We start from the raw sequence: 19635 nt of genomic DNA, 5'->3' as shown, positions 1-19635 counted from the left end.
AAAATGTATGATGTAAACACCCACGACGTGCGCCGCTTTTTTGCCGACGTATGGCGGCAACGCTTTGCCCCGCTGCAACTGGACAAACTCCAGCAAAAAGCCCTGCGCATCATCGAAGCCCACCCCGAATATCACCATTATCTCGACAATATCGAACGCTACCTCGAGCACAACTGGACGCCGGAGCAGGGCGAGACCAATCCCTTCCTGCATCTGTCGCTGCACCTTTCGATACAAGAGCAAAGCGATATCGACCAACCGCCCGGCATCCGCGCCATCCACCATAAGCTGCAAGGCCGCTATGCTGGCGACTGGGTACGCGCCGAACACGATATGATGGATGCGCTGGCCGAAACCATCTGGAGCGCGCAGCGCAACGGGCAGGGACTGGATGTGAACCTCTACATGACCCGTCTGCGCCAACTGGTTGGCTTGGGGCAGGAAGACCATGCCCGCCTTAATCCGCATGAGGTGGCAAAGATGGAAACGGGGCATTAGCCAACTGTATTGAGTTAAAGGGAAAGGCTACCTGAAAGTGCCGAGAGGCTTTCAGGTAGCCTTTTTTTAATTGAAGTGGCTATCGCCGTATGGTGGAGGATAACTAAAATACTTACTTCTTCATACATTGTTGGCTCGTCTAGCCGTACCACTTAGTACTGCCTACGGACCACCGCCTTGTATGAAACATCATTGTTGCAGCTACAAGCTTTCTGTCGCTAAATTTTTCAGGTAGCCTTCGTGTGGTAGGAACAGGCTATCTGAAAATTTGAGCTTGATATTAAAGCAAAAAGATTGTAGCCAGCCCGAGGAAAATCAGGAAGCCGCCGGAGTCGGTAACGGCGGTAATCAGTACCGAGCTGCCCAGTGCCGGATCGCGGCCGAGTTTATCCATGATCACTGGAATCAGCACGCCCACGGTGGCGGCGAGCAGCAGGTTTAGCGTCATGGCGGCTACCATCACCAGGCCGATGCCGATGTTTTTATACAGCAGCCAGGCCACCACGCCCATCACGCCGCCCCAAATCACGCCGTTGATCAGCGCCACACCCACTTCTTTGCGCAACAGGTGCAGCGCCTGGCTACCTGAAAGCTGCCCCATGGCCATAGCGCGCACAATCATGGTGATGGTTTGGTTGCCGGAGTTACCGCCGATACCGGCCACAATCGGCATTAGCGCGGCCAGGGCGACAATTTGGGCAATGCTGCCTTCGAATGCGCCGATTACACGGCTGGCGAGGAAGGCAGTGCAGAGGTTCACGGCCAGCCACATCCAGCGGTTTTTCACGGAATCAAGCACGGGGGCGAACAGGTCTTCGTCTTCCTGCAAACCGGCCATGTTCAACATATCGGCTTCGGTTTCTTCACGAATCACGTCCACCATTTCGTCCACGGTCAGGCGGCCGATAAGCTTACCATCGGCATCGGTCACGGGTGCGGTTACCAAGTCGTAACGCTCAAACGCCTGCGCGGCTTCTTCGGTGTTGTCTTCGGGGCGGAAGCGCACAATGTCTCGTGCCATGATGTGCTCAACGATTTCGTCGGGGTCGGCCACGAGGAGCTTGCGGATGGGCAGCACGCCTTGCAAGACGTCGTTTTCGTCGACCACAAAGATTTTGTCGGTGTGGTCGGGCAGGCTCTCGAAGCGGCGTAGGTAGCGCATCACCACTTCGCAGGTAACATCGGCGCGGATACTCACCAGCTCGAAGTCCATGATGGCGCCCACTTGGTCGTCGGCAAACGACATGGAGGCCTGTACTTTGGCGCGTTCGTCTTCATCCAATGATTGCAGGGCTTCGGCCACGACTTGGCGCGGCAGGTCGTCGGCCAGCTCGGCTAAGTCGTCCACGTCCATATCTTCCACGGCGGCCAGGATTTCCTGCCGCTCCATGTTTTCAATCAGAGATTCGCGAACCGCATCAGATACTTCAAGCAGAATGGTGCCGTCGCTCTCCGGTTCCACCAGTTTCCACACCAATAAGCGCGACTGCAGCGGCAGCGATTCAAGCACGGCGGCAATGTCGGCCGGATGCAGCTCGTGCAGAATTTCGATGAGTTCGGCCAGGCAGCTGTTGAGATAGGGATTATCCAGCACGCTGTCGGGCCGGATGGTGTTGGACACGGGCAGCAGGGCATCGGCCAATTCGTGAATACGGCCGGTGTCGATCTGCGGTTGTTCGGAAGAGGGCAGTAGGGTAGGCATGCGCACTCCTTACCGTGCATCACGGTAATGGCGCACGGGAGAAATCAGGAAGAATAAATAAGGTAAAACAGAATCTTGTGGGAACCGGAAGGATCCATAAATTTGAAGCCCCAATCTGGCATCAATAGCAAACCGCCGCATTCTACACGCTTTTGCACTGAGGCGACAAACTGCTTTCAGGTAGCCTGTGGCTGGGAAACCATGCTCCATATCCATATATTTTATACGGCTAAACTTATGGCATTGATTTAAATCAAAACTCTGTGAAGAGGTGTGATTCTTACCAGCACTATTTTAATATCGAAAATTATTATCATTATAATATAATGATAATATTGTGCTTTTTAGCCTGTTTATTTTGAATGCGGAAAAAAATTTGGTTACAATACGAGTTGGTTTTACCTGCATTTTTATGTCTATTTCAGAGTGCAAACCATGTTGGCTAACTATTTTCCCGTTTTTGTCTTTATTTTGGTCGGCCTGATTGCCGGCGTGCTGTTTATCCTGCTCGGTACGCTGCTGGGCTCCAAACGCCACTATGCCGAAAAAGACCAGCCGTTCGAGTGCGGCTTCGAGGCGTTTGAAAACGCGCGCATGAAGTTTGACGTGCGTTATTACTTGGTGGCAATTTTGTTCATCCTGTTTGATTTGGAAGTGGCGTTCATGATTCCGTGGGCAGTGGTGTTCAAAGATTTGCTGGCTCAGTCGGGGCAGTTTGCCTTCTGGTCGATGTTTGTCTTCATCGTCGTGCTCGGTGTGGGTTTTGTGTACGAGTGGAAAAAAGGAGCGCTGGAATGGGAGTAGAAGGCATTCTGAACAAAGGGTTCATTACCGCCAGCGCGGATACCGTGCTCAACTATGTGCGTACCGGCTCGCTGTGGCCGGTAACCTTCGGTTTGGCCTGTTGCGCAGTAGAAATGATGCATGCCGGTATGGCGCGTTACGACCTCGACCGTTTCGGTATCATTTTCCGTCCCTCGCCACGCCAATCCGACTTGATGATTGTGGCCGGTACGCTGACCAATAAAATGGCACCCGCCCTGCGTCGCGTGTACGACCAGATGGCCGAGCCTCGTTGGGTGTTGTCGATGGGTTCGTGCGCTAACGGCGGCGGTTATTATCATTATTCCTATTCAGTGGTGCGCGGTTGCGACCGTGTGGTGCCGGTAGACGTGTATGTGCCCGGCTGCCCGCCTACTGCAGAAGCCTTGATTTACGGCCTGATTCAGCTTCAGGGCAAAATCAAACGCACTTACACCATTGCCCGCAACTAGGAGCGCACCATGCACCCGAAAGATTTATACAGCGCGGCACAGCGCATCTTGGAAGGTAAGGCGGATAAAGTATTGTTGGCTTTGGATGAAGTAACTGTCGAATGCCGTCCTGAATACTATCTCGATATTATGCAAACCCTGCGCGACCACGAAGAAATGCACTTTGAGCTCTTGGTGGATTTGTGCGGTGTCGATTACAGCACTTATAAAGACGAACCTTGGCTCGGTAAACGCTTTGCCGTGGTCAGCCAGCTGTTATCTGTGAAGAATAATCAGCGCATCCGCGTGCGCGTGTGGGCGGAAAACGACGATTTCCCGTTGGTTCAATCCGTTATCAATATTTACAACAGCGCCGACTGGTACGAACGCGAAGCCTTTGATATGTACGGCATCGTTTTCGAAAACCACCCCGACCTGCGCCGCATCCTTACCGACTACGGCTTTGTCGGCCACCCCTTCCGCAAAGATTTCCCTATTTCCGGCTATGTTGAAATGCGTTACGACGAAACCGAAAAACGCGTTATCTATCAGCCTGTAACCATCGAGCCGCGCGAGATTACCCCGCGCGTCGTCCGCGAGGAGAACTACGGTGGCCACTAAACTCAGAAACTACACCATCAACTTTGGCCCGCAGCATCCTGCCGCCCACGGCGTATTGCGCATGATTTTGGAGCTGGAAGGTGAAACCATCGTCCGCGCCGACCCGCATATCGGTCTGTTGCACCGCGGCACCGAAAAACTGGCCGAAACCCGCACCTACCTGCAAGCTCTGCCGTATATGGATAGGCTGGACTACGTTTCTATGATGGTAAACGAACAGGCTTACTGTCTCGCTATCGAAAAACTGCTCGGCATCGACATCCCTATTCGTGCCAAATACATCCGCACCATGTTTGCGGAAGTAACCCGCATCCTCAACCACCTGATGGGCATCGGCTCGCACGCCCTCGACATCGGCGCAATGACCGCCATCCTCTATGCCTTCCGCGATCGTGAAGAGCTGATGGATTTGTATGAGGCCGTTTCCGGTGCCCGTATGCATGCCGCCTACTATCGCCCCGGCGGCGTATATCGCGACCTGCCCGACTTCATGCCCAAATATGAAGCCAGCAAATTCCGCAATGCCAAAGTGTTGAAAGAGCTCAACGAAGCCCGCGAAGGCACCATGCTTGACTTCATTGAAGCCTTCTGTAAACGCTTCCCCGGCCGCATCGACACCCTCGAAACCCTGCTGACTGATAACCGCATCTGGAAACAGCGTACTGTCGGCATCGGCGTGGTTTCCCCCGAGCGTGCCCTGCAAAAAGGCTTTACCGGCGTGATGCTGCGTGGTTCGGGCATTGAATGGGACGTGCGCAAAAAAGAACCCTACGAAGTCTACGATAAAATGGATTTCGACATCCCTGTTGGCGTAAACGGCGACTGCTACGACCGCTATCTCTGCCGCATCAATGAAATGCGCCAATCCGTGCGCATTATCCAGCAGTGTGTTGATTGGCTGCGTGTTAATCCCGGCCCCGTCATCGTGGATGACCACAAAGTCGCACCGCCCAAACGCACCGAAATGAAAACAGGTATGGAAGACCTGATTCACCATTTCAAATTGTTTACTGAAGGCATGCACGTGCCCGAAGGCGAAACCTATACCGCCGTGGAACACCCCAAAGGCGAATTCGGCGTTTACATTATTTCAGATGGTGCCAACAAACCCTACCGCCTGAAAATCCGCGCCCCCGGCTTCGCCCACCTGCAAGGCATGGACGAAATGGCCAAAGGCCATATGCTCGCCGACGTCGTTGCCATCATCGGCACGCAAGACATCGTATTCGGAGAGGTAGACCGCTAATGTTATCCGCAGAATCCTTGAAGCAAATCGATACCGAACTGGCCAAATACCCGGCTGAGCGTCACCGTTCCGCCATCATGGGTGCGCTGCGTATTGCACAAACCGAAAAAGGCTGGCTCTCCCCCGAAACCATCGAATTTGTTGCCGACTACATCGGTATCCCTCCCGTGCAGGCCTATGAAGTCGCTACCTTTTACAATATGTACGACCTCAAGCCTGTCGGCAAATACAAACTCACCGTCTGCACTAACCTCCCTTGCGCCCTGCGCGGCGGCGTGGATGCCGGCGAGTATCTGAAGAAAAAACTCGGCATCGGCTACGGTGAAACCACGTCCGACGGCAAATTCACCCTGGTTGAAGGCGAGTGCATGGGCGCGTGCGGCGATGCCCCCGTGATGCTGCTGAACAACCACAAAATGTGCAGCTTCATGACTGAAGAAGCGATTGAAGCCAAACTCGCCGAATTGGGTTAGAGGCTACCTGAAACCGTAAAGGCCATCTGAAAAACCAACGCAGGCCGCCCCGAAACCGAACGGAAAGAAAAACAGAAAACCCTTTTTCAGACGGCCTAACAGGCTACCTGAAAAACACCGCAATATTGACAGGCCGTCTGAAACCGACAAGGCCGCAGCAGAAACCGAAACACATAGGCACACCAAAATGGCTATTTACCAATCAGGCGTGATTTTTGACCAAGTGGATACCGCCAATCCCGATTGCTGGACGCTGGACGAATACGTCAAACGCGGCGGCTACACCGCCCTGCGTAAAATTTTGGCCGAAAAAACGCCGCAAGACGACGTGATTGCCGAAGTCAAAACTTCCGGCCTGCGCGGGCGCGGCGGTGCCGGCTTCCCGTCCGGCCTGAAATGGAGCTTCATGCCCCGTTCCTTCCCCGGTGAAAAATACATCGTCTGCAACACCGACGAAGGCGAGCCCGGCACCTTCAAAGACCGTGACATCATCCGTTTCAATCCGCATGCCCTGATTGAAGGCATGATTATCGGCGGCTATGCCATGGGCGCGTGTGCCGGCTACAACTATATTCACGGCGAAATTTTCGAAGGCTACCAACGCTTCGAGGCCGCTCTGGCCGAAGCCCGGGAAGCAGGCTTCCTCGGTAAAAACATCCTAGGCAGCGGCTTCGATTTCGAACTCTTTGCCCACCACGGCTACGGCGCATACATCTGCGGCGAAGAAACCGCGCTGCTCGAATCGCTCGAAGGCAAAAAAGGCCAGCCGCGCTTCAAACCCCCGTTCCCGGCTTCGTTCGGTTTGTTCGGCAAACCCACCACCATCAACAACACCGAAACTTTCGCCTCCGTCCCGTTTATCATCCGCGACGGCGGTCAGACCTTTGCCGATAAAGGCATTCCCAACGCAGGCGGCACCAAACTCTTTTCCGTGTCCGGCCACGTTGAACGCCCGGGTAACTACGAAGTGCCGCTCGGCACGCCCTTTGCCGACCTTTTGGCCATGGCAGGCGGCGTGCGCGGCGGTAAAAAACTGAAAGCCGTCATCCCCGGCGGCTCGTCCTCCCCTGTGATTCCCGGCGACATGATGATGACCCTTACCATGGACTACGACGCCATCGCCAAAGCGGGTTCCATGCTTGGTTCCGGCGCGGTTATCGTGATGGATGAAGACGTGTGCATGGTTAAGGCATTGGAAAGATTGAGCTACTTCTACTTCGAAGAATCCTGCGGCCAATGTACCCCCTGCCGCGAAGGCACCGGCTGGCTTTACCGCATCGTTCACCGTATCGTAAACGGCCAAGGCCGCATGGAAGACCTCGAACTTTTAGAGAGCATCGGCAACAACATGGCCGGCCGCACCATCTGCGCCCTTGCCGACGCCGCCGTTTTCCCCGTGCGCGGTTTCATGAAGCACTACCGCGACGAATTCGTCCACTACATCGAACACGGCAAACCGATGAAAGAGCACAAGTGGTGCTAGCTGCCGGAATAATTGGGCTACCTGAAAGCAAAAAGGCCGTCTGAAAACAGGCTGCCTGAAAAACAGCCCGCAGGCCGTTGCCTTTTTTCAGACGGCCTCACAACGAAAAATTTTAAATACCCGTAACGTAGGAAATACACCATGTTACAAATCAGCATTGACGGTAAGGAAGTATCGGTGGAGCAGGGCGCGACCGTGATTGAAGCGGCGCAGAAGCTCGGCACCTACATCCCCCACTTCTGTTACCACAAAAAACTTTCCATCGCCGCCAGCTGCCGTATGTGCCTGGTGGAAGTGGAAAAAGCGCCTAAGCCGCTGCCTGCCTGCGCCACGCCGGTAACCGACGGCATGGTGGTGCACACCCATTCCAAAATGGCCAAACAGGCGCAGGAAGGCGTGATGGAATTCCTGCTCATCAATCACCCGCTCGACTGCCCCGTGTGCGACAAAGGCGGCGAATGCCAGCTGCAGGATTTGGCCGTCGGCTACGGCAAATCCACCACCCGCTATACCGAAGCCAAACGCGCCGTGGTGGCTAAAGACATGGGCCCGCTGATTTCCACCCGGGAAATGAGCCGCTGCATCCACTGTTCCCGCTGCGTGCGTTTCACCGAAGAAATCGCCGGCAACCAGGAAATCGGCATCGCCAACCGCGGCGAACATTCCGAAATCCTCACCTTCATCGGCCGCGCCGTGGAAACCGAACTTTCCGGTAACGTTATCGACCTCTGCCCCGTGGGCGCGCTCACCAGCAAACCCTTCCGTTTCAACGCCCGCTCCTGGGAATTGAACCGCCGCAAATCCGTGTCTGCCCACGACGCATTGGGCAGCAACCTGATTGTGCAAACCAAAGAACACACCGTGCGCCGCGTGTTGCCGCTGGAAAACGAAGCCATCAACGAATGCTGGCTGTCCGACCGCGACCGCTTTGCCTACGAAGGCCTGAACCACGCAAGCCGTCTGAAAAACCCGAAAATCAAACAGGGCGGCGAATGGATCGATGTGGACTGGCAAACCGCGCTCGAATATGTGCGCAACGGCATCGAGTGCATCGCCAAAGACGGCAACCAAGAGCAAATCGGCTTTTGGGCCAACCCCATGAACACGCTGGAAGAACTTTATCTGGCGAAAAAACTGGCTAACGGCATCGGCAGCCGCCACTTCGCGACCCGCCTGCGCGAACAAGACGGCCGTCTGAAAGGCACGCTGGCAGGCGCGCAATGGCTGGGCTGCAACATCGCCGACCTTTCCGATGCTGAAGCCGTGCTGGTGGTGGGTGCGAACCTGCGCCAAGAGCAGCCGCTGCTCACCGCCCGCCTGCGCGTGGCCGCCAACCAAGGCAGCAAAATCAGCGTGGTGGCCGCACGTAAAGAACAACTGCATATGCCATTGGCCGCGCAGGAAGCCCTGCATCCGAACCAATGGGCAGGCTACCTGAAAACCCTCGCCGCCGATGCCGCCAACCCGATTCACGCCGGTTTGAAAGATGCGGAAAAAGCCGTCGTCCTGCTCGGTGCGGAAGCGCAAAACCACCCCGACTACGCCGCGATTTACACCGCCGCGCAAAGGCTGGCCGAACAAACCGGCGCGTCATTCGGCATCCTGCCGCAGGCGGCCAATAGCGTGGGTGCGGATTTGCTGGACGCCGACAGCGGCAGCATTGCCGAAATGATTGCCGCGCCGAAACAGGCCGTGCTGCTGCTCAACGTTGAGCCCGAAGCCGACGTGGCGGGCGGAGCCGCCGCCGTGGCCGCGCTGAAACAGGCCAAGAGCGTGATGGCGTTCACCCCGTTCGTCAGCGATACCTTGCTCGAGGTGTGCGATGTGCTGCTGCCGATTGCCCCGTTCACCGAAACTTCCGGCAGCTTCGTCAATATGGAAGGCCGGCTGCAATCCTTCCACGGCGTGGTAAAAGGCTTGGATGAAAGCCGCCCGCTGTGGAAAATCCTGCGTGTACTGGGCAACCTGCTGGAGCTGGAAGGCTTCGAATACGACAGCAGCGAGCAAATCCTGCACGACGCGCTGGATGCCCAAAGGCTACCTGAAAAACTGAACAACCGCAGCAGTTGGCAGGGCGAAGCTGCGCCCGCCGCCGCAGGCCTGATCCGTACCGGCGGCGTGGGCATCTACCACACCGATGCCATCGTGCGCCGCGCCGAAGCGCTGCAACAAACCTCGCACGCCCAAGTGCCGCCTGCCCGCGTCCACCCCGATACGCTGGCCGCGCTCGGCCTCGCCGACGGCGCAACTGCCGAAGCCGTGCAGAACGGCAGCCGCGTGCGCGTAACCGTAATGGCCGACAACGCATTGCCGCCCAACGTCGTCCACCTGCCGCAGCATCCGGCTAACGTCGCACTGGGCGGGCTGATGAACGCGATTGAACTGGAAGGAGTCTGATGATGCAGGAATGGTTTCAAGCCCTGTTTGCCGGCTGGTTCGGCGCGGCGGGCAACGACATCGGCCTCTTGGTGTCGATTGTCGTCAAAATCGTGATTATCCTTGTGCCGCTGATTCTGACCGTGGCCTACCTGACCTACTTCGAGCGCAAGGTTATCGGCTTCATGCAGCTGCGCGTCGGCCCGAACGTTACCGGTCCGTGGGGCTTGATTCAGCCGTTTGCCGACGTGTTGAAACTGCTGTTTAAAGAAGTTACCCGTCCCAGCTCGTCCAACAAAGCCTTGTTCTACATCGGCCCCATGCTCTCGCTCGCGCCCTCGTTTGCCGCGTGGGCGGTAGTGCCGTTTTCCGACCAATGGCTCTTAACCAAAGTCGATGCCGGGCTGCTGTATATCTTAATGATTACCTCGCTTTCCGTGTACGGCGTGATTATTGCCGGCTGGGCGTCCAACTCCAAATACGCCTTCCTCGGCGCAATGCGTTCCTCCGCGCAAACCATTTCCTACGAAATTGCCATGAGCGCGGCGTTGGTGTGCGTGATCATGGTTTCAGGTAGCCTGAACTTCAACGACATCGTGGCCGCGCAAAGCACCGGTATCGCGGGCGGCTCGATTTTCTCGTGGAACTGGTTCACCCTGTTCCCCGTGTTCCTCGTTTACCTGATTTCCGCCGTGGCCGAAACCAACCGCGCCCCGTTCGACGTGGCCGAGGGCGAATCCGAAATCGTGGCCGGTTTCCATGTCGAATACTCCGGCTTTGCCTTCGCGCTGTTTTTCCTCGCCGAATATATTTTCATGATTTTAATCGGCGCGCTCACCTCCATCATGTTCCTCGGCGGCTGGCTGTCGCCCTTCCCGCAAAGCTGGGGCATTGTCGGTACGCCGAGCCCGATTTGGATGTTTGCCAAAATGGCCTTCGTGCTCTACGGCTATCTGTGGATTCGCGCCACTTTCCCGCGCTACCGCTACGACCAAATCATGCGTTTGGGCTGGAAGGTGCTGATTCCCATCGGCTTTGTCGCCATCGTTTTCTACGGCCTGTGGATGGCTTCGCCGTGGAGCTTGTGGAAATAGGGCAGGGAGGCCGTCTGAAAGTTTTCAGGTAGCCTGAACCCAAATTTTTAACCGTTTCAAACCGAGAGAAACCGATGAAAGCTCAATGCCTGTGCGGCGCAGTATCACTGGAAACTGCCGAAAACCGCGAACTCCACGCCTGCCATTGCGGAAAATGCCGCGTATGGGGCAGCGGCGCGTCTTTTACTTTGGCCGCCCAGTCGCCTGAAATTACAGGCAGCGAGCACATTGCGCATTATCAGTCGTCCGAATGGGCGCAACGCTGTTTTTGCAAACACTGCGGCACACACCTGTTTGTGAAAGTTGGCAACGATTATTACATCAACGCCGGGCTGTTTGCCGACAACGCGGGCTTTGAAACCACCTCGCAAATCTTCATCGATTGCAAAGCTCCGTATTACGACTTGGCTAACGATACTCCGAAGCTGACCGAAGCCGAGTTTTTAGAAATGGTGGGCGCGGCAGGTTAAAAAACCGCTTTCAGACGGCCTGTAAACAGAATAATCCGAAAAGAGCATCCGAAAATGGCTAATTTAGTAAAAACCTTCCTGCTGGGCGAATTGGTGAAAGGCATGGGCGTAACGCTCAAAAACTTCTTCGCCCGCAAAGACACGATTTACTTCCCCGAAGAAAAAACGCCGCAATCCGTGCGTTTCCGCGGCCTGCACGCCCAACGCCGCTATCCGAACGGCGAAGAACGCTGCATCGCCTGCAAACTGTGCGAGGCCGTCTGCCCCGCCATGGCGATCAACATTGAAAGCGAAGAGCGCGAAGACGGCACCCGCCGCACCACCCGCTACGACATCGATTTAACCAAGTGCATCTTCTGCGGCTTCTGCGAAGAAGCCTGCCCGACCGATGCGATTGTGGAAACCCACATCTTCGAATACCACGGCGAGAAAAAAGGCGATTTGCACTTCACCAAACCGATGCTCTTGGCCATCGGCGACCAATACGAAGCTGAAATCGCCAAGCGCAAAGCGGCAGATGCGCCGTACCGCTAAAGAACGGAACGCTCGCAGAGTTTTCAGGTAGCCTGAAGCCCAATATTCCGGCTGTCGTGATTGAAGGAAATACAGAATGGATAAGCAACAAGCCTTCGCCGATATGGTTTTTCAGAAAACCGCCACCGCATTGGCCGGGCTGCCTGAAGAGATTCGGGATGATGTATATGCCTTATCGTTCTGGGTAATGGGCGGTGATGAGTGGTTGCCCGGCCTTTCGGTCAGCTACAACACTTGCGGGCAGTTTGAAGGCAAGAAGGGTGAGACGCTTAATCAGGATGACGAAGCCAAGTGGAATTATGCCTATTGGCTGCAAGACGAAGCCGAATTGTTGGGCGTAGACGCATATAGAAACAATCAAGAACTCCAAGCATGGCTGGTAAACGCGCCCTTTGCCTACACCGAAGAACAATACGAAGCCATGCTTGACGGCGACGCTGAGGACGAAAGCAGTGGAACAGACGAGAAATCGGATGAGTTTTACCAAGCCTTTGTCGAAGCCCAAATCGCCGTGGTGCAACGCCTGTTTGCCGAGGGCGTGATCGCCGGAACGTTCGGCAAAAATATTCCCGTACTGGTACACGAATTGGAGTATTACGATGCCCCCTTGTCGTGGACGGAACGCGCTAATCCGGAAGGCTTGGCAGATGAATTTTTAAACTATTGGCGCAAGTAATAAACCGCATCCGGCCAAGCCGGAACGCAAAGCAAAACCGATTGAAATATCCCGAAACGGAAAGTGCAAAAATATGAACTTTCAACTTATCCTGTTTTACCTGTTGGCCGCCATCATCCTGTTCGGCGCGCTGAAAACCGTAACCGTGAAAAACCCGGTGCATGCCGCGCTGTATCTGGTGCTCACTTTCTGTATGAGCGCGATGATGTGGATGCTGATGCAGGCCGAATTCCTCGGCATCACGCTGGTGGTGGTGTATGTGGGCGCGGTGATGGTGCTGTTCCTGTTCGTGGTGATGATGCTTAACATCGACGTGGAGGAAATGCGCAAAGGCTTCTGGCGCAACGCGCCGGTGGCCGCCGTGGTCGGCGTGCTGATGGCCGTGGCGCTGATTATGATTTTGGTTGCGCCTGCCACCGATTTGGCCGCCTTCGGTCAGATGAACGACGTGCCGGCCGACCACAGCAACGTGCGCGAGCTGGGCACACAGATTTACACCACCTACCTGCTGCCTTTCGAGTTGGCGGCCGTGCTGCTGGTGCTGGGTATGGTGGCCGCCATCGCGCTGGTGCACCGCAAAACCTTCAAGCCGAAATACATCAATCCGGCCGATCAGGTTAAAGTGGACGCGAAAAAAGGCCGTTTGCGCATGGTGAAGATGGAAGCTGTGGTGCAGAGGCCGTCTGAAAGCGAAGAAAACAACGGCGAAGCCGCCGAATCCGACGCCGCTGAAGGGGAGGGCAAAGCATGATTACGATTACGCATTATCTGGTGTTGTCCGCCCTGTTGTTCGGCATCAGCGCGATGGGCATTTTCATGAACCGCAAAAACGTGCTGATTTTGCTGATGTCGATCGAACTGATGCTGTTGGCGGTGAACTTCAACTTTATCGCTTTCTCGCGCTACCTCGGCGACAGCGCGGGACAGATTTTCGTCTTCTTCGTGCTTACCGTGGCCGCGGCCGAATCCGCCATCGGCCTGGCGATTATGGTTTTGGTATACCGCAACCGCAACACGATCAACGTAACGGATTTGGACAGCCTCAAAGGCTAGGGCTACCTGAAAACAGGCCGTCTGAAAGTTTCAGGTAGCCTCAAAAGGAAGCCGTATAGGCTACCTGAAAACGAGCCGCACAAAATTGAAAGATTTATCCGTAAGGATGACAACAACATGACTGACATGACTTTATACCTCATCATCGCCCTCACGCCCTTGGCGGGCTGTTTGCTGGCCGGGCTGTTCGGCAACACCATCGGCCGCCGGGGCGCGCACACGGTTACCATACTCGGCGTGGCCGTATCCGCCGTGCTGTCGGCCTATGTACTGTGCGGGTTTATCGACGGCAGCCGTACCAAGTTCGATGAAAACGTCTATACCTGGCTGACCATGAACGGGCTGGATTTTTCGGTCGGCTTCCTGGTGGACAGCCTTACCGCGCTGATGATGGTGGTGGTTACTTCCGTGTCGCTCATGGTGCACATCTACACCATCGGCTATATGGCGGACGAAGAAGTCGGCTACCAACGCTTCTTCAGTTATATCTCATTGTTTACCTTCAGTATGCTGATGCTGATTATGTCGAACAACTTCATCCAGCTTTTCTTCGGCTGGGAAGCGGTCGGCTTGGTGTCGTATTTGCTCATCGGCTTCTATTTCAAACGCGACAGCGCGATTTTCGCTAACCTGAAAGCCTTTTTGGTCAACCGCGTGGGCGACTTCGGCTTCGTGCTCGGCATCGGTTTGGTGCTGGCCTATTTCGGCGGCAGCCTGCGCTATGCCGACGTGTTCGCCTACCTGCCCAACGTGGTCGGCAGTACCCTGTTCGGCTGGGATTTGATTACCATCACCTGCCTGTTGCTGTTTGTCGGCGCGATGGGTAAATCCGCCCAATTCCCGCTGCATGTGTGGCTGCCCGATTCCATGGAAGGCCCGACCCCGATTTCCGCGCTGATTCATGCCGCCACGATGGTAACCGCCGGCCTGTTTATGGTGTCGCGCATGTCGCCGATGTATGAGCTCTCCACCACCGCGCTGAGCGTGATTATGGTGATTGGCGCGATTACCGCGCTGTTTATGGGCTTTCTCGGCACGATTCAAAACGACATCAAACGCGTGGTGGCCTATTCCACCCTGTCGCAGCTCGGTTATATGACCGTGGCTTTGGGCGTGTCCGCCTATTCCGTGGCCATGTTCCATGTGATGACCCACGCCTTCTTCAAAGCCCTGTTGTTCTTGGCGGCGGGCAGCGTGATTATCGGTATGCACCACGACCAGGACATGCGCAATATGGGCGGCCTGCGCAAATACATGCCGATTACCTGGTTCACCATGCTGCTGGGCAACCTCGCCCTCATTGGCACGCCGCTGTTCTCCGGTTTCTATTCCAAAGATTCGATTATTGAAGCAGTGCATGCCAGCAACCTGCCCGGCAGCGGTTTCGCTTATTTCGCCGTACTGGCCAGCGTATTCGTTACCGCGTTCTACGCCTTCCGCCAATACTTTATCGTCTTCCACGGCAAAGAACGCTGGCGCGAGGCCAAGCATGACCATCACGACGATCACGGCCACCACCACGGCCTGAAACCGTCCGACAACCCGCACGAAAGCCCGTGGGTGGTTACCCTGCCGTTGATTTTGCTGGCGATTCCGTCCGTGATTATCGGCTACATCGCCATCGAACCGATGCTGTACGGCGATTTCTTCAAAGACGTGATTTATGTCAATCACGAGTTGCATCCGGTGATGCACATCATGAAGGAAGAATTCCACGGCGCAATGGCCATGGTGTCGCACAGCCTGCACACGCCCGTGCTGTATCTGGCCGTCGGCGGCGTATTGGCCGCGTGGTTCCTGTATGTGAAAGCGCCGCAGCTGCCCGCCAAAATCGCGCAGACCTTCCGCCCGGTGTATGTACTGTTTGAAAACAAATACTACCTCGACAACATCTACTTTGCCGTGTTTGCCAAAGGCACGCGCGCGTTGGGCACCTTCTTCTGGAAAGCCGTCGATACCGCAATCATCGACAACGGCTTGGTAAACGGTGCGGCCAAACTGGTCGGCGCGGTGGCAGGGCAGGTACGCCGCCTGCAAACCGGCTTCATCTACACCTACGCCGCCGCCATGGTTTCCGGCGTGTTGGTGCTGATTGTGGTGTTCTTCTGGCAACTTTGGTTCAGATAAAGGCTACCTGAAAAAATGGATATGGAAGTGTTGCCAGATACCCTAGCCGAAGTGCGGCAGGCGATTGACGCGCTGGACAGCCAACTCATCGGCTTGCTGGCGCGGCGGCAGCAGTTGGTTGCACAGGCAGGCCGTCTGAAACCCGAGCACGACGCGCAGGCCGTGGCCGCACCCGAAAGGGTGGCGCAGGTGCTGAAGGCACGGCGTGAACAGGCAGCGGCGGCAGGCTTGTCCCCCGATGTGGCAGAAGCCGTGTGGCAGGCCATGATTGCCGCCTTTATCCGTTTCGAGCAAGAAGTAAACCGTTCGGGCGGGACAAGCCATTAAGGCTGGCTGAAAACTAAAAGGCCGTCTGAAAACACCACACACAGAGGAAAAAATGAGCGCAACAGATATTATCCGCGCCGCCGAATTCACCGCTGAGAGAGCATGGGGCGCGCGCAGCATCGCCAATATGAACGGCACCACCGTGCGCCTGCATTGGACGGACCGGCCCTACAAATGGCATGTGAACGATGGCGAAGAAGTATTTGCCGTGATGGACGGCGAAGTGGATATGCACTACCGTGAAAACGGCGAAGAGCGCGTGGTGCGGCTGCAAAGCGGCGACATCTTCTATGCCGGCATCGGCGCAGAACACGTCGCCCACCCGCGCGGCGAAGCGCGGATTTTAGTGATTGAGAAAGAGGGCAGCGTTTAGGGCGGATACGCAGAAGTATTATGTGCTTTTTCAGGTAGCCTGAAAATCATAAATCTATCAACGAGACTTTAATCATGGCAAATCTAAATGTGAGCAGTAAAAAAATTATTAATCTGCTAGGTAATCAAGATATGCAGGAAAAATATTTTATCATTCCTGAATATCAACGCCCCTATCGCTGGGATACCGAAAAATGCGCCGTATTATGGTCTGATATTGTGGATTTTCGTCAGTCGTCCACAGGAAAAAATGAAGAATATTTTCTTGGTACAATCGTCGTTTGCCCCAATGAAAAAGGTAATTTGGAAGTAATTGATGGGCAACAGCGTTTAACATCATTACTGCTGTTATTGCGTGCGTTTTATCGAGTTTTAGAGCAAACGGAAAGTACCCCCGATACCGCAGCCAAAATTACCACACTTAAAAGCAAAATTGCCCCCTGTATTTGGGATGTTGATGTTCTAACGGCTGAAATTACCGATAGAACCGCAATCCGGCTGCATACGCAAGTTGCCACGGAAACAGATAACGAAATTTTGCACGAGATTTTGGCAAACGGTGAAATCTCAGAAGAGTGTCGTTCTAATTACGCTGTTAATTATTTGTATTTCCTGAAACAGTGCCAAGAATACGCCAGAACCAACCCAATGGATTGGTATCATCTTTGTTTAACTATTTTAAATGACTGTATTTTACTTCCGATTGAAAGTGACAGTTTAAATAGTGCATTAACCATATTTTCCACATTAAACGATAGGGGCTTGCCTTTGTCGGATGCAGATATTTTTAAAGCCAGGCTTTATAAGATGGCGCAGCAGAAAGATAAATTTGTTGAACAATGGAAGGAACTTGTTGCGTTGGCAGAGGGTGCATCTATTTCCGTAGATGATTTGTTCCGCTATTACACCCATGTATTAAGGGCGAAAGAAAAGATTACGGATAAAGAAATTGGGCTTCGCCGTTTTTATACTGACAACCGAAACAAACAGTTGGAAAACGAAAATTTGTTCAATCACTTAATTGAGCTGGCTGGATTTTGGCAGGATATTAACAACAGCAAAACTAACCAAGACGTGGAAACTTCGAACTTTGTAAATGATGAGGCGGCCAAGTGGCTGCAATGTCTGAATGTCTATCCTAATGAGTTTTGGAAATACGCCGCGAGTGTGTTCTTCATTGCAAACAAGGGTGCGCAATCCTTTAAAGATGATTTTGCAGCATTATTAAAACAGCTTACTGCATTTTTGTATGCTAAATTTTTAGTTGCGCCAACCGTAACCGCAATTAAAGATGATATTTATAAATTATGTGTTGCGATTTATCACGGTGAAAAAAACGCTTTATCATATGTTATGCCTGCGCCCATACACTATGAACAAAATACAGGACGTATAACTAAAGGGTTGTTAATGATTAATGCTTATCTATTTGATGAAAAGCAGAAATTATTGCCAACTAAAACTGAAATCGAACATATCTTCCCGAAAAAATGGCAGGAAACTAACTATAATGGTTGGTCAATCATAGATGCGGAGCAATATTTAGAACAACTAGGTAATAAAATTGTTTTTGAAAAACGGTTAAATATTCAGGCAGGTAACGGCTATTTTGGTAAGAAAAAAGAGCAATATCAAAAATCCGATATTGTTGAAGTGCGTAAATTAGCAGGTGAAAATGCCAATGATTGGTTGCCGAGTGATATTCAGAAACGCCAGCAGCAGATTGTGGATAGATTGAAACAGTTTTTCGATAATTGTTTTGAAGCAGCCAGTATCCCCAAAAAAAATTAACTTTTCCAATAACCTCCAAACCAAACAGGTAACACAATGTTTTCTAACCATCTTCTCAGCTTGGCAATCTGGCTGCCGATAGCCGCCGGATTATTGGTGCTGGCTACCGGCTGCGACCGCCGTGCCCCCTTGGCGCGGATATTGGCTTTTGTCGGCGCGCTGGCCGGTTTTCTGGTTACGTTGCCGCTGTTTACGCAGTTCGACCGCTTGAGCGGCGGCTTCCAGTTTGCCGAGTTTTATGCGTGGATTCCCGCACTCAACATCAACTACGCGCTGGGCGTGGACGGCATTTCCGTGCTGTTTGTCATCCTCAACGCCTTTATCACGTTGATGGTGGTGCTTGCGGGCTGGGAAGTGATTCAGAAAAAGGTGGCGCAATACATGGCGGCCTTCCTGATTATGTCCGGCCTGATCAACGGTGCGTTTGTCGCCCGCGATGCCATGTTGTTTTATATCTTCTTCGAAGGCATGCTGATTCCGCTGTATCTGATTATCGGCGTGTGGGGCGGGCCGCGCCGCGTGTATGCCTCGGTGAAACTCTTCCTCTACACGCTGATGGGCTCGCTGCTGATGCTGGTGGCCTTGGTGTATTTGTCGCTGCAAACCGGCGGCAGCTTCGCGATTGAAGATTTCCAAAACATCAAACAAATTCCGCTATTTACCCAACAGATTCTGTTTGCCGCCTTCTTCCTGTCGTTTGCGGTGAAAGTGCCGATGTTCCCGGTGCACACCTGGCTGCCCGACGCGCACGTGGAAGCGCCCACCGGCGGTTCGATGGTGCTGGCGGCGATTACGCTGAAACTCGGCGCATACGGCTTTTTGCGCTTCATCCTGCCCATCCTGCCTGATGCTTCACGTTATTTCGCACCCGCCATCATCGTGCTCAGCCTGATTGCGGTAATTTATATCGGCATGGTGGCTTTGGCACAAACCGATATGAAAAAACTGGTGGCCTATTCCTCCATCAGCCACATGGGTTTCGTGACCCTGGGTATGTTCCTGTTTACCAATCAGGTGCAGTTGCAACCGTGGGCGTTGAAAGGTGCGATTATGCAGATGATTTCGCACGGCTTCGTTTCCGCCGCCATGTTCTTCTGCATCGGTGTGATGTACGACCGCCTGCACAGCCGCAACATTGCCGACTACGGCGGCGTGGTTACCGTGATGCCGAAATTTGCCGCTTTCATGATGCTGTTTGCCATGGCCAACGCCGGCCTGCCTGCCACTTCGGGCTTCGTGGGCGAATTTATGGTGATTATGGGCGCGGTGAACTACAACTTGTTTGTGGGCGCGCTGGCCGCACTGACGCTGATTTTGGGCGCGGCATACACGCTGTGGATGTATAAGCGCGTGATTTTCGGCACGGTGACCAACCCGCATGTGGCCGAAATGAAAGACATCAACCGGCGCGAATTCGCCATTCTGGCCATCCTCGCCGCCACCGTGCTGGGCATGGGCTTGTGGCCGGAGCCGTTTATCGCCGTGGTGCATCAGGCGGCCAACGATTTGATCGCGCATGTGGCGCAAAGCAAGATTTGA

At 54.1% G+C, this 19635-nt stretch carries 20 protein-coding genes; 19 read left to right on the top strand and 1 reads right to left on the bottom strand.

Translation table 11 applies throughout. The features are described 5' to 3' along the window. Positions 1-3 precede the first annotated feature (3 nt). Positions 4-498, top strand: coding sequence for a DUF1841 family protein (locus tag CKV94_RS00335; protein ID WP_003822956.1), 495 nt, complete (start codon positions 4-6; stop codon positions 496-498). 280 nt (positions 499-778) lie between these two features. On the opposite strand, the gene mgtE is transcribed toward CKV94_RS00335, so the two are convergent. Next, complete coding sequence (gene mgtE, locus CKV94_RS00330) at positions 779-2200, bottom strand: magnesium transporter (RefSeq protein ID WP_003822954.1); 1422 nt, start codon at positions 2198-2200, stop codon at positions 779-781. Between the two features lie 435 nt (positions 2201-2635). Here mgtE and ndhC point away from each other — a divergent pair, with 435 nt between their 5' ends. From ndhC to CKV94_RS00240, 18 genes are all read left to right on the top strand, one after another. Next, positions 2636-3004 (top strand): NADH-quinone oxidoreductase subunit A, encoded by a 369-nt coding sequence (gene ndhC / locus CKV94_RS00325; protein ID WP_003822950.1) that lies wholly within the window; start codon positions 2636-2638, stop codon positions 3002-3004. Continuing rightward, positions 2995-3474 (top strand): NuoB/complex I 20 kDa subunit family protein, encoded by a 480-nt coding sequence (locus tag CKV94_RS00320; protein WP_003771161.1) that lies wholly within the window; start codon positions 2995-2997, stop codon positions 3472-3474. The genes ndhC and CKV94_RS00320 overlap by 10 nt, the downstream gene beginning before the upstream one ends. 9 nt (positions 3475-3483) lie before the next feature. After that, positions 3484-4074 carry an NADH-quinone oxidoreductase subunit C gene (locus CKV94_RS00315; protein ID WP_003822949.1) on the top strand — a complete coding sequence of 197 codons (591 nt, stop codon included), beginning with the start codon at positions 3484-3486 and terminating at the stop codon, positions 4072-4074. Then, positions 4064-5320, top strand: a complete 1257-nt coding sequence (gene nuoD, locus CKV94_RS00310; protein WP_003822948.1) for an NADH dehydrogenase (quinone) subunit D — start codon at positions 4064-4066, stop codon at positions 5318-5320. The genes CKV94_RS00315 and nuoD overlap by 11 nt, the downstream gene beginning before the upstream one ends. Continuing rightward, a complete protein-coding gene (gene nuoE / locus CKV94_RS00305) occupies positions 5320-5793 on the top strand; it encodes an NADH-quinone oxidoreductase subunit NuoE (protein ID WP_003822947.1) in 474 nt (157 codons plus the stop codon). Before nuoD ends, nuoE begins: the two co-directional genes overlap by 1 nt. Before the next feature lie 187 nt (positions 5794-5980). Next, positions 5981-7276 carry an NADH-quinone oxidoreductase subunit NuoF gene (gene nuoF, locus CKV94_RS00300; RefSeq protein ID WP_003822945.1) on the top strand — a complete coding sequence of 432 codons (1296 nt, stop codon included), beginning with the start codon at positions 5981-5983 and terminating at the stop codon, positions 7274-7276. A 141-nt stretch (positions 7277-7417) separates the two neighbouring features. Next, on the top strand, positions 7418-9673 hold the full coding sequence (gene nuoG / locus CKV94_RS00295) for an NADH-quinone oxidoreductase subunit NuoG (protein WP_003822944.1): 2256 nt from the start codon (positions 7418-7420) through the stop codon (positions 9671-9673). A gap of 2 nt (positions 9674-9675) precedes the next feature. Further along, positions 9676-10746: an NADH-quinone oxidoreductase subunit NuoH gene (gene nuoH / locus CKV94_RS00290; protein ID WP_035580103.1), complete on the top strand. Its 1071-nt coding sequence runs from the start codon at positions 9676-9678 to the stop codon at positions 10744-10746. A gap of 74 nt (positions 10747-10820) precedes the next feature. Next, on the top strand, positions 10821-11216 hold the full coding sequence (locus tag CKV94_RS00285) for a GFA family protein (protein WP_003822942.1): 396 nt from the start codon (positions 10821-10823) through the stop codon (positions 11214-11216). A gap of 54 nt (positions 11217-11270) precedes the next feature. Next, entirely contained in the window at positions 11271-11750 is a 480-nt protein-coding gene (nuoI, locus tag CKV94_RS00280) for an NADH-quinone oxidoreductase subunit NuoI (protein ID WP_003822940.1), read from the top strand. A gap of 76 nt (positions 11751-11826) precedes the next feature. Further along, the gene (locus CKV94_RS00275) at positions 11827-12426 is read left to right on the top strand and encodes a hypothetical protein (protein WP_003822938.1); all 600 of its coding nucleotides are present in this window, start codon (positions 11827-11829) and stop codon (positions 12424-12426) included. Between the two features lie 73 nt (positions 12427-12499). After that, the gene (locus CKV94_RS00270) at positions 12500-13177 is read left to right on the top strand and encodes an NADH-quinone oxidoreductase subunit J (RefSeq protein WP_003822937.1); all 678 of its coding nucleotides are present in this window, start codon (positions 12500-12502) and stop codon (positions 13175-13177) included. Continuing rightward, the gene (gene nuoK / locus CKV94_RS00265) at positions 13174-13479 is read left to right on the top strand and encodes an NADH-quinone oxidoreductase subunit NuoK (protein ID WP_003773732.1); all 306 of its coding nucleotides are present in this window, start codon (positions 13174-13176) and stop codon (positions 13477-13479) included. Before CKV94_RS00270 ends, nuoK begins: the two co-directional genes overlap by 4 nt. A gap of 117 nt (positions 13480-13596) precedes the next feature. After that, the gene (gene nuoL / locus CKV94_RS00260) at positions 13597-15606 is read left to right on the top strand and encodes an NADH-quinone oxidoreductase subunit L (RefSeq protein WP_003822936.1); all 2010 of its coding nucleotides are present in this window, start codon (positions 13597-13599) and stop codon (positions 15604-15606) included. Positions 15607-15621: 15 nt separating this feature from the next. Continuing rightward, positions 15622-15933 carry a chorismate mutase gene (locus CKV94_RS00255; RefSeq protein WP_003822935.1) on the top strand — a complete coding sequence of 104 codons (312 nt, stop codon included), beginning with the start codon at positions 15622-15624 and terminating at the stop codon, positions 15931-15933. A 52-nt stretch (positions 15934-15985) separates the two neighbouring features. Beyond that, the gene (locus CKV94_RS00250; RefSeq protein WP_003822934.1) at positions 15986-16306 is read left to right on the top strand and encodes a cupin domain-containing protein; all 321 of its coding nucleotides are present in this window, start codon (positions 15986-15988) and stop codon (positions 16304-16306) included. A gap of 74 nt (positions 16307-16380) precedes the next feature. Continuing rightward, on the top strand, positions 16381-18096 hold the full coding sequence (locus CKV94_RS00245; RefSeq protein ID WP_003822933.1) for a DUF262 domain-containing protein: 1716 nt from the start codon (positions 16381-16383) through the stop codon (positions 18094-18096). A 36-nt stretch (positions 18097-18132) separates the two neighbouring features. Further along, entirely contained in the window at positions 18133-19635 is a 1503-nt protein-coding gene (locus tag CKV94_RS00240) for an NADH-quinone oxidoreductase subunit M (protein WP_003822932.1), read from the top strand.

The organism is Eikenella corrodens (genome assembly GCF_900187105.1).
In the GTDB taxonomy this organism is placed as follows: domain Bacteria; phylum Pseudomonadota; class Gammaproteobacteria; order Burkholderiales; family Neisseriaceae; genus Eikenella; species Eikenella corrodens.
This window is presented reverse-complemented; position numbering and strand designations above follow the sequence as displayed.

Coding starts and splice junctions, on each gene's coding strand:
- CKV94_RS00335 (WP_003822956.1), top strand. CDS start 4: ATGTATGATGTAAACACCCACGACGTGCGCCGCTTTTTTGCCGACGTA.
- mgtE (WP_003822954.1), bottom strand. CDS start 2,200: ATGCCTACCCTACTGCCCTCTTCCGAACAACCGCAGATCGACACCGGC.
- ndhC (WP_003822950.1), top strand. CDS start 2,636: ATGTTGGCTAACTATTTTCCCGTTTTTGTCTTTATTTTGGTCGGCCTG.
- CKV94_RS00320 (WP_003771161.1), top strand. CDS start 2,995: ATGGGAGTAGAAGGCATTCTGAACAAAGGGTTCATTACCGCCAGCGCG.
- CKV94_RS00315 (WP_003822949.1), top strand. CDS start 3,484: ATGCACCCGAAAGATTTATACAGCGCGGCACAGCGCATCTTGGAAGGT.
- nuoE (WP_003822947.1), top strand. CDS start 5,320: ATGTTATCCGCAGAATCCTTGAAGCAAATCGATACCGAACTGGCCAAA.
- nuoF (WP_003822945.1), top strand. CDS start 5,981: ATGGCTATTTACCAATCAGGCGTGATTTTTGACCAAGTGGATACCGCC.
- nuoG (WP_003822944.1), top strand. CDS start 7,418: ATGTTACAAATCAGCATTGACGGTAAGGAAGTATCGGTGGAGCAGGGC.
- nuoH (WP_035580103.1), top strand. CDS start 9,676: ATGCAGGAATGGTTTCAAGCCCTGTTTGCCGGCTGGTTCGGCGCGGCG.
- CKV94_RS00285 (WP_003822942.1), top strand. CDS start 10,821: ATGAAAGCTCAATGCCTGTGCGGCGCAGTATCACTGGAAACTGCCGAA.
- nuoI (WP_003822940.1), top strand. CDS start 11,271: ATGGCTAATTTAGTAAAAACCTTCCTGCTGGGCGAATTGGTGAAAGGC.
- CKV94_RS00275 (WP_003822938.1), top strand. CDS start 11,827: ATGGATAAGCAACAAGCCTTCGCCGATATGGTTTTTCAGAAAACCGCC.
- CKV94_RS00270 (WP_003822937.1), top strand. CDS start 12,500: ATGAACTTTCAACTTATCCTGTTTTACCTGTTGGCCGCCATCATCCTG.
- nuoK (WP_003773732.1), top strand. CDS start 13,174: ATGATTACGATTACGCATTATCTGGTGTTGTCCGCCCTGTTGTTCGGC.
- nuoL (WP_003822936.1), top strand. CDS start 13,597: ATGACTGACATGACTTTATACCTCATCATCGCCCTCACGCCCTTGGCG.
- CKV94_RS00255 (WP_003822935.1), top strand. CDS start 15,622: ATGGATATGGAAGTGTTGCCAGATACCCTAGCCGAAGTGCGGCAGGCG.
- CKV94_RS00250 (WP_003822934.1), top strand. CDS start 15,986: ATGAGCGCAACAGATATTATCCGCGCCGCCGAATTCACCGCTGAGAGA.
- CKV94_RS00245 (WP_003822933.1), top strand. CDS start 16,381: ATGGCAAATCTAAATGTGAGCAGTAAAAAAATTATTAATCTGCTAGGT.
- CKV94_RS00240 (WP_003822932.1), top strand. CDS start 18,133: ATGTTTTCTAACCATCTTCTCAGCTTGGCAATCTGGCTGCCGATAGCC.